At 35.7% G+C, this 13,107-nt stretch carries 14 protein-coding genes; 3 read left to right on the top strand and 11 right to left on the bottom strand.

Annotated features, from left to right (window positions below):
• Positions 1-121: 121 nt before the first annotated feature.
• The 4 genes from rplI to AC1RNE_RS14410 all read right to left on the bottom strand — a co-directional run bounded on the left by rplI (position 122) and on the right by AC1RNE_RS14410 (position 2,322).
• Positions 122-565 (bottom strand): 50S ribosomal protein L9, encoded by a 444-nt coding sequence (gene rplI, locus AC1RNE_RS14425; protein WP_492801723.1) that lies wholly within the window; start codon positions 563-565, stop codon positions 122-124.
• 109 nt (positions 566-674) lie between these two features.
• Positions 675-926: a 30S ribosomal protein S18 gene (gene rpsR / locus AC1RNE_RS14420; protein ID WP_184137058.1), complete on the bottom strand. Its 252-nt coding sequence runs from the start codon at positions 924-926 to the stop codon at positions 675-677.
• Between the two features lie 35 nt (positions 927-961).
• Complete coding sequence (rpsF, locus tag AC1RNE_RS14415; RefSeq protein ID WP_492801721.1) at positions 962-1,336, bottom strand: 30S ribosomal protein S6; 375 nt, start codon at positions 1,334-1,336, stop codon at positions 962-964.
• 143 nt (positions 1,337-1,479) lie between these two features.
• The gene (locus tag AC1RNE_RS14410; protein ID WP_492801719.1) at positions 1,480-2,322 is read right to left on the bottom strand and encodes an OmpA family protein; all 843 of its coding nucleotides are present in this window, start codon (positions 2,320-2,322) and stop codon (positions 1,480-1,482) included.
• A gap of 280 nt (positions 2,323-2,602) precedes the next feature.
• Between AC1RNE_RS14410 and AC1RNE_RS14405 the strand changes: the two genes are divergently transcribed.
• The 3 genes from AC1RNE_RS14405 to AC1RNE_RS14395 all read left to right on the top strand — a co-directional run bounded on the left by AC1RNE_RS14405 (position 2,603) and on the right by AC1RNE_RS14395 (position 6,382).
• The gene (locus AC1RNE_RS14405) at positions 2,603-3,148 is read left to right on the top strand and encodes a hypothetical protein (protein ID WP_492801718.1); all 546 of its coding nucleotides are present in this window, start codon (positions 2,603-2,605) and stop codon (positions 3,146-3,148) included.
• Between the two features lie 126 nt (positions 3,149-3,274).
• Entirely contained in the window at positions 3,275-4,474 is a 1,200-nt protein-coding gene (gene lhgO, locus AC1RNE_RS14400; protein WP_492801716.1) for an L-2-hydroxyglutarate oxidase, read from the top strand.
• 144 nt (positions 4,475-4,618) lie between these two features.
• Entirely contained in the window at positions 4,619-6,382 is a 1,764-nt protein-coding gene (locus tag AC1RNE_RS14395) for an ABC transporter ATP-binding protein (RefSeq protein WP_492801715.1), read from the top strand.
• 165 nt (positions 6,383-6,547) lie between these two features.
• Here the strand turns inward: AC1RNE_RS14395 and smpB are convergent, their stop codons facing one another.
• The 7 genes from smpB to AC1RNE_RS14360 all read right to left on the bottom strand — a co-directional run bounded on the left by smpB (position 6,548) and on the right by AC1RNE_RS14360 (position 13,101).
• A complete protein-coding gene (gene smpB, locus AC1RNE_RS14390; RefSeq protein WP_492801713.1) occupies positions 6,548-7,003 on the bottom strand; it encodes an SsrA-binding protein SmpB in 456 nt (151 codons plus the stop codon).
• Between the two features lie 126 nt (positions 7,004-7,129).
• Entirely contained in the window at positions 7,130-7,729 is a 600-nt protein-coding gene (locus AC1RNE_RS14385; RefSeq protein ID WP_492801711.1) for an OmpH/Skp family outer membrane protein, read from the bottom strand.
• Between the two features lie 247 nt (positions 7,730-7,976).
• Entirely contained in the window at positions 7,977-8,387 is a 411-nt protein-coding gene (locus AC1RNE_RS14380; protein WP_492801709.1) for a hypothetical protein, read from the bottom strand.
• A 26-nt stretch (positions 8,388-8,413) separates the two neighbouring features.
• Entirely contained in the window at positions 8,414-10,861 is a 2,448-nt protein-coding gene (locus AC1RNE_RS14375) for a penicillin acylase family protein (protein ID WP_492801708.1), read from the bottom strand.
• Positions 10,862-11,126: 265 nt separating this feature from the next.
• On the bottom strand, positions 11,127-11,588 hold the full coding sequence (locus tag AC1RNE_RS14370; RefSeq protein WP_492801706.1) for a GNAT family N-acetyltransferase: 462 nt from the start codon (positions 11,586-11,588) through the stop codon (positions 11,127-11,129).
• 199 nt (positions 11,589-11,787) lie between these two features.
• Complete coding sequence (locus tag AC1RNE_RS14365) at positions 11,788-12,189, bottom strand: Dabb family protein (protein WP_492801704.1); 402 nt, start codon at positions 12,187-12,189, stop codon at positions 11,788-11,790.
• A 39-nt stretch (positions 12,190-12,228) separates the two neighbouring features.
• Entirely contained in the window at positions 12,229-13,101 is an 873-nt protein-coding gene (locus tag AC1RNE_RS14360; RefSeq protein ID WP_492801703.1) for a 3-keto-disaccharide hydrolase, read from the bottom strand.
• Positions 13,102-13,107 lie beyond the last annotated feature (6 nt).

Here is a 13,107-nt window from a genome sequence, read left to right as displayed (position 1 = left end):
AAGTGGATAATCATAGAAAAATCCTACAAAAATAAAGAAAGCATCCCAGAATCTGAGATGCTTTCTTCTATTTTATTTAAAAATTTATCAAACGGTAGTTAACCATTTTATGGATAAATAATTAGTCAGCTACTACAGTGAATTTCACTTTGTGTTTCACTTCTTTGTGTAAATCAAGTGTTGCAGTATAATCACCAACAAATTTCACTTCAGAATCCAAAGCAATTTTCTTTCTATCTACGTCAAATCCTTTTTCTTTCAAAGCTTCAGAAATTTGGATAGTAGTAACACGACCGAAGATTTTACCGCTTTCTCCTACTTTAGCAGCAATTGCTAATGTAATATCACCGATAGATTCAGCCAAAGCTAAAGCATCTAATTTCACTTTTTCAGCTTTGTGAGCTACTTGCTTGATATTTTCAGCAAGAATTTTTTTGTTTGATCCCGTCGCTTGTAATGCGAAACCTTGTGGAATCAAGTAGTTACGTCCATATCCTGGTTTCACGTTAACTACGTCATTTTTATAACCGAGACCTGCGATGTCAGTCTTTAAGATGATTTCCATTTTTTTTATTTTATTAAGGTATCAGGGCTTTATTGAAAGGCAACAGTTAAAACCATCAGTCCATTTCTTATTACCTAAAACCTATTATCTAAAACCTTATTTATGATAACTATTTCAATCCGTCAGCTACGTAAGGCATTAAAGCCAAATGTCTAGCACGTTTGATAGCTACAGCTACTTTACGTTGAAACTTCAAAGAAGTACCTGTAAGACGACGAGGAAGAATTTTTCCTTGTTCGTTTACCAACTTCAATAAAAAGTCAGGGTTTTTGTAATCGATATATTTAATGCCTGATTTCTTGAAACGGCAATATTTTTTGCGGATTACGCTTTTGTCAACTGGTTCGTTTACTAATGTCATGATTTCAAAATGTTGAATTTCGTGAATGTCTTAACTTATTCTGCTTTTGCTTCTGCAGCTACTGGTTTTTTACCTACCAAACCTTTTTGCTTACGCTCGTTGTATGAAACTGCGTGCTTATCAAGAACAGTTGTCAAGTAACGAATCACTCTTTCAGCGTCACGCTTGTATTCAAGCTCCAATTTAGCTACTAAAGTTCCTTCTGCTTTGAACTCGATGATATAATAGTAACCAGTTTGTTTGTTTTTGATAGGATACGCCAGCTTACGTATTCCCCATGCTTCTTCATTAATGATTTCAGCATTGTTATCCGTTAGGATTTTTTTGAACTTTTCAACGGCATCCTTTGTCTGCTGTTCAGACAAAACGGGAGTTAAGATGAATACCGTTTCATAATTACGTAATTCCATAAGTATGTAATGTTGTTTTAAAAATTGGAGTGCAAAATTACATATAACCTTTGTAATTACAAAACATTACTGATAAAGTTTTTGATAATCAGCAAGATAGAATTATATAAAGGCATTCCTAAACACTTGTTCTTAACATATCTTCAATTTTTAGCCCCCGAAATAGCCCCCGCCTTTTGTAATTTATTGATATTTTCACTGTTTTTATACCCTAATACCTTTACTTCGGTTCGCCTATTAATAGCATGTTCTTTCTCTGAACATACTACTCCATCCTTACATTGATTCAGCAACTGGGTTTCGCCATAACCTTTGGCAATAATTCTTTCTTGGGCAATCCCCCCTTTTGTAATAATGAAATTAACCGCTTGACATGCACGTTTTTGCGACAAGCTCATGTTATATTCTTCGTCTGCCCTACTATCGGTATGCGAACCTAGCTCTACTTTTATATCAGGGTTGTCTTTCAGAATTTGTATTAGCGTGTACAATCCTTGAAAAGCCTCTTTCTTGATTTCCCATTTATTAAAATCATAATGGATGTTATCAATCCTATAAATATCATTGAGGTTTATTTTTTGCATATTAATAGTAGCCTCTATTAATTCATTTTGGTTAGCCAAAGCAGTTACATTTTCAATCATGATGCCCGACACACAAAAAGTTTTTTTTGAATCAAGCAAATAACAAGCAGCATTAAAGTTTGCACGGCGCGTCAAGTATTCATCCAATCGCGCAATGACATCGTAGTCACTCCCTTTTTCAAGTTTGATTTTTGCATAGCCATTCTGTACCCTAACAGAGTCTACTAACTGCTGTTTGGTCTTATTGAATACTTTCACAAACGAGCCTTCCAGATTTCCACTTGTCTCGCTATCCACTACTTTCAGTTTCAGCAGGTAAAATCTGGGTTCTTTCGTTGTTGTTACCTGAGCAAAAAGGCTTGTACAAAAGCTACAAAACATGAGCAATAGAAGTGTTTTCATTGGACTTGCTGGTTATAATAATATTTCATGTTGAATGCATTTTAGCCTATACTTTTATGGCTTTTGGCGAAAATCAAAGATAATAGAGAAAAATCAGAAAAAATTTTCAGCTTTTAACAAAAAAAAATACGCCGTTTATTTAAGATTTATAACGAAAAACACTGATTTATCTTTCTTATGGGAATCATAAAATTTCAGAGGGCTGTCAGCATGACAGAAGCCCTTTGAAATCTCATTGTAGCAACTATATTTGTAATGAATTTAACCGCCATTAAATTTCATGAGAAAACCATTATTATTGATCATCTCAATACTGTGTATTGGGCTGATGACTAGTTGCAACGAAAGTATTACGCCTTTAGAAAAGGTAGTTCCTGCAAGCAGTGCAAAGAGCACTACTACTAGCGTTAAACAAACGCTTCTTAACAGTTTTTGGCAATATGGAGAAATTAATATCCAAGGTGGCTCAAAAACTAAACTTGTGTTTTCAAGACAACAAAATGTTGGCTTGAACAATACAATTTCTAAAATCCAAATCAATTTCAAGACTGATGGTACTATTGTAAGCCTTCAAGAAGGTTTGGTTGTACAGAAAGGTAAGTGGAAATTGCTCAATAATGACAAACAATTAGAACTGGCTATTGAAAATAGTCCAGTAGAAGTGTTTGATATTGTTCAATTCAATAAAGATGTAATTGAGTATAATTCTGTGTTAAGACCAAATGGTTCTCAGGACGACGCTTGGACGATGACTTTGGCTTTTTTAGGCGCTTCACCCTCTTCGGTTACAGAGATTACAACAACGTATAAACTATCTCCGATATAATATTTCAGTGAAATTAGGGACTAATTTAAAAGACCTTTGATGTTTTAAATCGTCAGAGGTCTTTTTGTTGTATCTTTACAGCCTATTTTCGTTAAGGAATTTAAAGAGAAAACCCTAAAATATATTATGCAGCACGATATTATCGTAATCGGTGGAGGAATCGTTGGGCTTGCTACCGCTCTAAGAATCAAGGAACAACGCCCAGAAATGAAAGTTTTGGTACTTGAAAAAGAACGTGAAGTAGCAGTTCATCAAACAGGTAATAATTCTGGTGTTATTCATTCAGGGCTTTATTATAAGCCTGGTTCACTGAAAGCAACCAATTGTATCCGTGGATATCATCAGCTAATAGATTTTTGTAATCAAGAAAATATCCCTTATGAATTAACGGGAAAAGTAGTAGTAGCTACCAAGCACGAACAACGCCAACAGCTTGAGAATTTATATATCCGTGGCCAACAAAATGGATTAGAGGGTTTGCGTAAAATTTCGTCGGCAGAAGTAAAAGAATATGAACCTTATGTTACTTGTGTAGAAGGTATGTGGGTTCCACAAACTGGAATTGTTGATTATAAAGTAGTGTCTCAAAAAATGGCGGATAAATTAAGAAGCCTTGGTGCTGAGTTACTTTTTAATGAAAAAGTAATAGGCGTTACCAAAGGGCATTCGTTATCAATCATCAAAACTGAAAGAAATACCTACGAAACTAAATTGGTGATTAACTGTGCAGGATTGTATTCTGATAAAGTAGCTCAGATGTCGCAAGATTATCCAATTGATGTGCGTATTGTTCCTTTCCGTGGCGAGTATTTCAAAATTCGTCCAGAGAAACATTATTTGGTTAAAAACTTAATCTATCCTGTTCCAGACCCAAATTTCCCATTCTTAGGCGTACACTTCACCAGAATGATGCGTGGAGGTATCGAAGCAGGACCAAATGCGGTACTGGCTTTCAGAAAAGAAGGATATAAAAAATTAGACATCGACCCAAAAGAACTGTGGGAGACCCTTACGTGGGGTGGTTTCCAGAAAGTAGCAGCCAAATATTGGGAAACAGGCTTGGGCGAAATGTACAGAAGTTTTTCTAAGGCGGCTTTTACAAAGGCTTTACAAGAATTAATTCCAGACATTCAAGAATCTGATTTAATTGAAGGTGGTGCTGGTGTAAGAGCACAGGCCTGCGACCGTACAGGTGGTTTATTGGACGATTTCTCTATCATCGAAGACGAGAAAGTAATCAATATTTTGAATGCGCCATCTCCTGCCGCAACTTCTTCATTATCAATCGGACAAACAGTTTCTGAAATGGCTTTAAAGCGTTTTTAGATAAAGTTAATATTAATAAAATAGCCTCAGAACTAGATTTAATAGTTTTGAGGCTATTTCTTTTATGGTTAAGTAAGTTGTTTAGAACTTATTTTTTTTTGTTTCAGTTAAATAAGTAATCCCATAATTCAGCGATCAATCCACATGAGAATACTTTACCGTTATTTAAAAAAATACCAAGCTACCGTACTTGGTGCCTTAGCCTTGGCGGCTATTAATCAAATTTTTTCACTTCTTGACCCTTTTATTTTTCGTAAAATCATTGATGATGTCGCAACGGTTTATAATTCAGACAATCATACTGTTCACGAGTTCTTATATGCTATTCTCCCCCTCTCTGGTGCTTCGGTAGGAGTAGCATTTGTAAGTAGAGTAGCTAAAAACTTTCAAGATTATTTTATCAGTACTGTTACACAACGTGTAGGCGCGCAGATTTATGCCGATGGTATTAGCCATTCCTTAGAATTACCTTATGAAAGCTTCGAAGACCAACGCTCTGGAGAAACCCTTGGTAAGCTTCAAAAAGTAAGAGTAGATGTAGAAAAGCTAATTTCTGTAGGTATCAATATCCTTTTCCAGTCGGTAATTGCCCTGATATTTATTTCAATATATGCCTTTTCCGTACATTGGATGATTCTGCCTTTGTTTTTAGTAACAGGCCCACTGATTGCGTGGATTAGCTCGGTATTGAGTAAAAAAATAAAAACGATTCAAATACAAATCGTTCGAGAATCAACGGGTTTGGCAGGTTCTACGACAGAATCTTTAAGAAACATTGAATTAGTAAAATCACTAGGTTTAGCCAAACAAGAGGTGGCTCAATTGAATGCTACTACTCAGAAAATCCTAGCCCTTGAACTCAAAAAGGTACGTTATGTACGTTCAATGTCTTTTGTACAAGGTACGTGCGTGAATTTAATTCGTGCATTAATGGTACTGGTATTGATTTATCTGATATATGAAAAAAAGATAACCATTGGTGAATTTTATTCATTGAATATCTACTCATTCTTCCTTTTTGGCCCATTACAAGAAATTGGGAACGTCGTAAATACTTATCGTGAAGCAGAAGTTTCTTTACAGAATTTTGAAGACATTTTTAAAATTCCAGTAGAAGTAAAGCCAGCTAATCCATATCCAGTGATTAGCATCGATACCTTGGCTTTTGAAGATGTACAGTTCCGCCATCAATCTGCTACGAAAGATGCCTTGCGTAAAATTTCATTTGAAGCTAAAAAAGGTGAAACCATTGCTTTTGTAGGGCCTTCTGGTTCTGGGAAATCTACTTTGGTGAAATTACTGGTAGGTTTGTATCGACCAAAAGATGGTAAAATTCTTTTCAATGGGCATAACTATAATGAGATTGATTTCGACCAACTACGTGAGCGTATTGGTTTTGTAACACAAGACACTCAGCTTTTCTCGGGAACAATCAGAGAGAATTTATTATTCGTAAACCCATCTGCCACTGACGAACAATGTTTGGATGTATTGAAAAAAGCAGCTTGTAATACGCTTTTAGAACGTGCCGACAAAGGACTTGATAGCGTAATTGGGGAAGGCGGCGTAAAAGTATCGGGTGGTGAAAAACAACGCTTGAGCATTGCTAGAGCTTTATTGCGTAACCCCAATTTATTGGTATTTGATGAAGCTACTTCATCGTTGGATTCGCTAACAGAAGAAGAAATTTCAGAAACTATTCGTGAGGTTTCTGAAGGACATACTCATCTTACCATCGTAATTGCCCACCGACTTTCTACCATTATGCATGCTGATAAGATTTTTGTATTGGAAAAAGGGAAAATCGTAGAAAATGGCTCACATACTGCATTATTAGACAATAAAGGATTGTACTATGCGATGTGGAGACAACAGGTTGGCGAAAAAGATTCGATAGAAATAGACTAGATACGTTACAGTTATGAGTGATGAGATTTGAGCTATTACTTAAATAGTAATTAGTATTACTAGCTATCAATCGTTTACGATAAATAAAAACGTTGCTTAAATTGTATTGATTACTTAGTTCATTAGATAAACAGTGTTTTAATCAGGAAAAAATTAAAACACTGTTTATTCACGTTCCATACTTCTCTTTACATCCTTCTCTTTAATAGTATCACGCTTGTCGTACAGTTTTTTACCTTTCGCCAAAGCAATGTCTATTTTAGCAAAACCTCTGTCAGAAATATACATTCTGGTCGGAACAATGGTCAACCCTTGGTCTTTCAGTTTGTTTTGTAACTTCTTAATCTCCTTTTTTGTCAATAATAATTTGCGGTCTCTTAGTGGCTCGTGGTTATAGTGTGTCCCTTCGTTATACTTAGAAATATTCATTTGTCTGATATACAGTTCTTCATTTAAAAACAAGCAATAAGCGTCAGTAAGATTCACTTTCCCTTGACGAATTGACTTAATTTCTGTACCCATCAACATTACTCCTGCCGAGAATTTCTCAAGGAAAAAGTATTCAAACGAAGCCCTTCTATTCTTAATTTCTATATTTTTTTCTATGCTCTCCTTTGCCATTTTCTGTAAAATTTAATGCTTATTTATAAAAAGTGTAGGATTAATTCTTGCTAAAAAAAGCCATACAGCAAATCTGTACGGCTTTTCTTTCACAAAATTATAAAAACTTTAAAGAATAATCTTTATTTATTTCTTTTCAGGTCCTTTTTTCTCAGCATATTCTTTGTTTAAGCCTTCAACAATCTCCTTTGTTCTGTCTGCACTATCATCAGCGAACAAGATTCCACCGCCACTCAAAGTATATCCTAATACAAATTCAAACTTGTTTTCAGCATTATGCTTCTTGATATATTCACGAATGTTAGCATACAATTCTTGCATTTTTTTGCCTTGTTCTTCGGCTAAAGCTGCTTGTTTTTGTTGGCTGTATTGCTGTAATTCAGAACCTTTTTTCTTCAACATCATATCAGCAGCTTGCAAGTCTGCTTGTGTCATTGTTTGTGCTCTTTGTTGAATTGCTTGTAATTCACCTTGTAAAGCTCTTTCACGTTGACCTAAATCTACTTGTAAACGGTAGCCTTTGTTTTCAAATTCTTTTTGAGCATCCTTATAGAATTGATAGTTTGCCAATAATGAATCAGTATTTACATAAACTGTTTTCTTTTCACCACTAGCAGTTGAGGTTGAAGAGCTTGATGTTGCGTTTTCCTTGTTGGCAGATTTATCACACGAGAAACATCCAATTGCTAATAAGCCACTGCACAAGATTAGGGATAATTTTTTCATTTCAGTTAAAGCCCCTGCCCCAAGGGATAATTTTTGAATTATGTTAGTCTTCGGATGGGGTAATTAGAAGATAAAAATTTAACAAATATACTAATTTTGTATCAATTTGAAAATGTGATATTTTGTTTAATATTATACTGATAATCAAACAGTTATATTTTTTACCATTTTTCTATACTACACTATTTAATCGAAGTATAGCTAGCTTGTCTAATAAACTTCTATTCTAAAAGGTCAAAAGCCTGTCTTAATTATTTAAAGACTTCCTTACTAAGTAGCCACTCATTCCTGCAAAACCACCTACTAATCCGCCAATCAATACCGTCACAGCTATTAAAAGACCAGCGTTGCCACCCAAAGGAAGTATGGATGCAATTTTGGTAGAAAGTATTCCATCAGTAGCTATATGATAATATAATGTCACTAAAAGCCACAGGATTGCAATCCCTGCTGCTCCTTTACGAAAAGCCTCTCCGCTAGATTTTGCTTGTAAATAACAGGCAGTAAAGGCTGCTAGGGCTATTACCCACCAATCAAAAAAATACTGACTCACAAAAGCCAACATAACGATGATTGAAGTAAGCGGACTAAAAAATGAAGAACCTATTTTACCTAATAATGTCGATTCTTTATCTGTGGTTGAAATATTATTTGCCATCTTTTTAAAAATTTTAACGCTACTTATTATTTGGTTAGCTTAATCGTCTTTTTGATTCTTGCCGATTTTTCATCTTTGCTTTGAAGGAATAATAAATCATTCAATTTACCTTGTCGCCAAGTTTCAATCATATCATCATAATGAGGGCTACCCGGATTTCCCGATTGTCCCCCTGGAATTACGCCATATCCTTTAAAAGTATTGTTTTTGCCTAGTTGCACAATCATCCTCCACGAAGGCCCAGTGCGTTCGGTTGTAGCGTTTACGATACCTTTACCTCCTCCGATTTTCACATCCATCTTACTAAATGAATTCAATCCCGGAATCAAGTGCCTAATATCTGTTGATTTATAATTTGCCCATGCCCAACTATCGCCCATATCTGCTTTTTGCCACTTTGTCAAACTATCCATTGTAGCTGTTAATGATATACTGGCGATGTCTTCAAGCGTTTCAACTTTGTTTTTAGTCTTTACATTATCAAACCATTTAACTGTTGGGGTTTGGTTAATCATCTGTGCTGTTTTATCCCAAGAAGGATACATCATTGGAATATTTCCATCATAACCAAACTCATCTTCCCAAATAGACTCATATAAAAAGTTAGACCATGTCTCAAAGATTGTTGGAGCAATCTCATTTGGGTCATTTTTCTTATTCCATGCTTGTAATACTTTGATGGCTTTGGCTTGTTTCGCAGTTGGTGATTTTACCAAACTAATTAATTTATCCAACATCCCATTGGCTTTTAGGTTATAATTATCATTCTGCAAATCTCTTAAACTATCTACAGTAACCTTAGTCATGCTTTCTAATCGCTGATTGATACGTCTGCCACGTTCAGAAGGCGCAAATTCCCAGTTGATATAATATGGATAACTAGGGTCAGTAGATGATTGATTAGCCGAACTCACAAATCCTCTTGCTGGATTTTTCACATGAGGGTTATGTGCATGAGGAATAAAGCTTTGCCAATCAGCGGCTTTGTCACTTCCGTCTAAAATATATTTGCCTTGTAGTTTGGCTTTCAATGGAAACTTGCCATTTACCCACAGCGCAATATCGCCTTGATTGCTGGCAAACACAAAATTCTGTGCTGGAGCAGAATAAAAACTTAGGGCTTTAACATAATCGTCATAATTTTTAGCACGATTCAAACGATAAAATGTCGTCAATTCCTGTGATTTATCGTGTGCTACCCATCTAAGAGCATGTCCTGTAGGAATATTTTTCTTGAAAGGTTTTTCGTTATCTAAATATACAATTGGTCCATGGTGGGTAAACAAAACGGTGTCTTTTACTACGTCACCATTTTTCATGATATACTGTTCGAAGCGTCTGGTGATTTTCTTCCATTGTCCATCATGCCAATATTCTTCCATTTTAGCATCTTTAAATTTCACCTCATACCAATCTACAATATCAGCACCTACGTTGGTAACACCCCAAGCGATGTCACGATTAAAACCTCCGATAACATTGGGTGTTCCAGGCATTGTTGCACCATATACATTTACATTCGGAGCCACTAATTGCATCTGATACCAGATAGAAGGCAAACTTAAAGTAAGGTGTGGGTCATTCGCTAACAATGGTAAACCTGAAGCTGATTTACTTCCACTTACTGCCCAGTTGTTTGAGCCTATTCCTTTATCGCGCTCTGTGCTTGCTTTCATGCTTCCTATGCCTACAAAATCGGCAGGAGCTTTAGGCAAAGGTAGTGGCGTAAAATCAATTGGCGTTCCTGTAGGAATAATCGGACTTTCTTCAAAAGGATAATTAGGAAAAAGTTCTTCGGCAACTTCTCTACCATATTTTCTCAAAATGTTCGTCATACGTAAATCATCTGTACCAGAAGCTAGTACGAAAGACATATTTTTTAAGAACAAGGCACTTTTCAAAGGTGTCCATAGCTCTGGACTATACCCTAAAAGCTTGTATTCTACTGGTAGCGTTCTAGCTTTTAATTGGTTGATATAAGCATTTACCCCATCTGAATAAGCCTCAATAGCTACTTTAGCCTGTGGGTCTTCTAACATTCCTGCTAAAGATTTTTCTGCACCATAAACAGACCCCATCCTACGATTATATTTATCCGACTCTAACGCTTTTTCTCCTACTATTTCCGTCAAACGTCCTGCCGCATAATGTGTTTGAAACTCCATTTGCCACAACCTGTCTTTTGCTGTAACATATCCTTGAGCTAGATATAAGTCGTGGTCGTTATTGGCAAAAATGTGCGGAATACCTAATTCATCGTACTCAACGGTTACTTCATCTGTTAACCCTTCAATTTGTAGGGAACCTTGAACAACCTTATCAGTAAAAGGTTTTTCTGCATTCACCCAGAAACCTGTAAAAGGACTTAGGAAACGACCAAAAGCAGGGGCAGTTCCCCAATTTGTACTAAGGGCATAACACAAACCAAAGGTGATAACCAAGGAGATAATTGCTGGTACTCTAGAATCTTTCATTGACAGTAGGAAATGTTAGTTCGACGATAATTGCACTAATTTAGATAAATTTTATATTAATCTTAGTCATCAAAGAAAATTAAGCGAGTAAAGAAATTTATTTAATATTCAGTGCTTTTTAAAATTAACATAGGATACTGATTCTGAGCAGTTTGCTTTATTATGACTTATCTATCATTGATACTTCAATATCTGGACGTATTGCTATAATACTTTAAAATAGATAGCATAATATCATGTTGCTGATTATTTCCATTTCTGCACTTTATAAGCCCAGCCTCATCTCTATCATGTGTTTGCTGAATCCAATTTTTTCGTAAGCTTTTATAGCCGATATATTATCATGGTATACGTCTAAACGAAGTTCTGTGATATTTTGTGAACGTGCCCACTCTTTCAATGCTTGAATAATTTTCATATTCACTCCTTTTCCACGGTGGTTAGGGTCGACATACATAAAACCCAAATAGCCATGCTTAGGGTGTTGAAGATATGGCTTTGCATCTTCGATACGAGCATATCCTGAACCTATTAATTCGCCCTCTAAATCAGCCACTAATAATTCAATGTGTGAGGCGGTAATCATGCCTTCTAAATCGTAATAATGAATAAGCCCGTTTTTCAGTGTATTATCAAAAGGCCTTTCGGCTTCGATAACTCCTTGTTCAAAACGATAGAGGGTTTCTAAATCAGAAAAAGTGGCTTTTCTTATAGTAATCTGGTTCATGGGTTTTGTATCTTGAATATGCAAAAGGGATTGACGGAAATTTTTCTAAATTTCGTTTGAAGATACTAAAAGACGAAGAATTATTCAGAAATACTATTGAACGTTTAGAAATATTGCTCATATCTTTTATAAAACACATCATCCCTAGTGAGTGACTTAAGTCATTCGCTAGGGATGATGTGTTTAGCTTTACTTTAATCTAAACCTGTTCTGAATCATACACGGTTACTCTCTCCCAAAGGTGTGAGTAATCTGCTATAAACTTTAAATGAATAGGGTGTGTTTGATACACTTCTTCTTCTTCCAGGTTATCAAAAAACAGCATCCACGAAACTGAATAGCTCCGATCAATCACACTACGATTGGTACTAGCAGGCACGCCAATATGATGGAAACGGATAGTAGGCACTTTTGATAACGTCGTTAATCCTTCAATGAGCTTTGTCCTATCGGCTTCGCTCGAAGGGTTTTTCAACCAAAAATATACGTGATGCACAAATTTTTTGTCTTTAGGCTTTGCTTCTGATGGTAAGGTAACGGTAGCTAGTGCCGAAGTAATTGCCATATTGGCCAAGAATGAACGTCGTTTTATTGTTTTCATATCATTGATTTATTGGAAGTTAATGGAATGAGTAATTTTCTATTTAAATAATCCTTCATACATTTTAGGCATAGCGGTCAATGGTTTTATCCGAATGTCACGGTAAAATGTTTCGGCTGCCTCGCTTTGCAGTTGTATCTTACCACTAGTCATTGGTACTTCTTTTCCATTTGGTGTAATATATCGTGAGTTTTTAAGTACCATTACAACGTGTCCATTGACAATATGAAGGCTTTTGCCATTAAAGCAAATTAGCTCTAGCGTTGTCCATTCTCCTTTAGGACTTTCATAGTTATCAGAACGCATACAATAATAATCACTTCCTTTTTTGAATGTACCGAATGGTTGTTTTGCATCGGCAATGCTACTCATAACACCTTCTGAGGGAAAAGAGCGTATATCAATGGCTGAATTAGCTTGACACCAATAATCGCCCATGTGTCCTTCCATAATTTGAAACTCCTGAGAAAGCATCCACGAATGCCAATATTCTGCGCCTGCTTCTCCGATGGAATGATAAAGTATGCCCGAATCTCGCAATTTGTTTTTCCTTGGCTCATATTTTTGTTTACCCCATTTTACTTGAAGTTTAAGGTGGTAATTTTCGTAAGACTTGCGTGTAATCAGACAACCATATATTTCCCCACTTACTTTTAAAACAGGACCACTTGGTTCATTCAATACAGAAAATACATGCGTATCGTCTTTATTATAACCAATAGGTTGAATAGAATTCCCTAGTGAGTCTTTCGGTATTTTTCCATTATAATCATTTTTATGACGATAGCTTAAATAGCTTTCCCATTGGGTAAGGTCTTTGTCTAAAAGTGGCTCCCATTCATCAAGTTTACTGATTGAAGGAAGTAAAATAATAGACAATAACAGCGTAATTGATAGATATATACGTTTCATAGTTAT

It is taken from the genome of Arcicella sp. GW822-FHT02H01, assembly GCF_058802005.1.
Note: the sequence above shows the minus strand (reverse complement) of the source record. Positions and strands in the feature narration are given on the sequence as shown.